This is a genomic window from Parasphingomonas frigoris (assembly GCF_036663815.1).
Lineage (GTDB): Bacteria > Pseudomonadota > Alphaproteobacteria > Sphingomonadales > Sphingomonadaceae > Sphingomonas.
Genome location: NZ_JAXOJQ010000056.1, coordinates 1 through 1,239, shown reverse-complemented (window position 1 = coordinate 1,239; position 1,239 = coordinate 1). Strand labels below are relative to the sequence as shown.

Genomic DNA, 1,239 nt, shown 5'->3' with positions numbered 1-1,239 from the left:
GATAGGAGGGGCTCTATCCGGGCCAAGGCACCCGCAGGCGATCCAACGATGACCTATCCTGGCATTTTGGACGAGAGTGACCCCCGCTTGTTCGTCATGGAAGGAACCCTCACCGACATACCAGCGCACTAGCGCCTCGTGCAGGGGTGCTGGCAGCGGGATCCTGTCCCTGCTTTTTCCGTCGGTTTCGCGGTGGATCAACCACATGCTCGAGTGCCCTTCAGGCGCTTAGTCGAGGCAGTTTCGGCAGGTCTGGTGGTCTTGACAAGCGTAAATCGCATGATCTCAACTCTTGGATATCACTTCGCTTGGGGTTTTCCGTGCGTTATCCACTCGTTGTTGCTGGCCTTTGCGCCGGTCTTATTGTCGGTTCGCAAGCCGGTGCTGCGACAAGAGGGGCAGCCCTCCGAAAGGTCGAGCTTATCTCGATGACAGGAAGCTTGCCGATCGCGGAAGCGGCATCCTCGCCCAACGTCTTGGCCTCGATGAACGAGGCGTCTCCTTTGCCCGACGCTTTCCAGGTACATGATCTCAGTCGTCGCTACGTCCAGTTCCGAATGCAGCAGGAGATGGCAGCCTCCGGAGCAACCCCGGCGGTTGCCCCTGTATTGAATCAGCAAACGGCTGGTATCGCAGCCTTCTCGTCGATCCAAGTTCCGGGCTGGCTCCGCGGGGGGACCACTGTCCAGCCGATCTCGTTCAAAGCCGGTTGCGCTCCGCTCGCTTATCGTCCGTCGGGGTTTCTCGCGCGTAGCGCAGAAGCACGCCGCGCCGCCTATTATGGCATGATGAGCGCGGTCGCTTGCGAGCATGGCATTCCGACGGGATTGTTTGACGCCATGATAATTCGCGAGAGCGGGTACAACCCGATCGCGACTTCAACCGCAAACGCTTACGGCCTCGCGCAGTTGATGCCAGGGACTGCGGTCGGCCTAGGCGTAAATCGGTATGATCCCCTTCAGAATATGCGCGGTGGAGCCCGCTACCTCCGCCAGCAGTTAGACCATTTCGGTCAAGTCCACCTTGCCCTTGCCGCGTACAATGCAGGACCTGGGCGCGTACGCGGAGGGTTGGTGCCACGAATCACTGAGACGCAGGCCTATGTGACGAACATTATCGCCAACTGGTCGCGGCTCACCTCTCCAATGGGTTCGCCGTCAACGATGTCGACACTTTCCAAGGGTTATTCCCGTGCGGTGACGTTAGCGCAGTTCTGATTTCAACCGATCGAGCACCTCC

At 59.3% G+C, this 1,239-nt stretch carries 2 protein-coding genes; one reads left to right on the top strand and one right to left on the bottom strand.

The genetic code is table 11. The annotated features are described in order from the left end of the window. Window positions 1-207 (bottom strand): DUF8534 domain-containing protein (locus U1872_RS22420; protein WP_503655204.1); only part of this gene is annotated, 207 nt, incomplete at its 3' end. Window positions 208-320: 113 nt separating this feature from the next. Here U1872_RS22420 and U1872_RS22415 point away from each other — a divergent pair. Further along, window positions 321-1,217: a lytic transglycosylase domain-containing protein gene (locus tag U1872_RS22415; RefSeq protein WP_332795072.1), complete on the top strand. Its 897-nt coding sequence runs from the start codon at window positions 321-323 to the stop codon at window positions 1,215-1,217. Window positions 1,218-1,239: the final 22 nt, after the last annotated feature.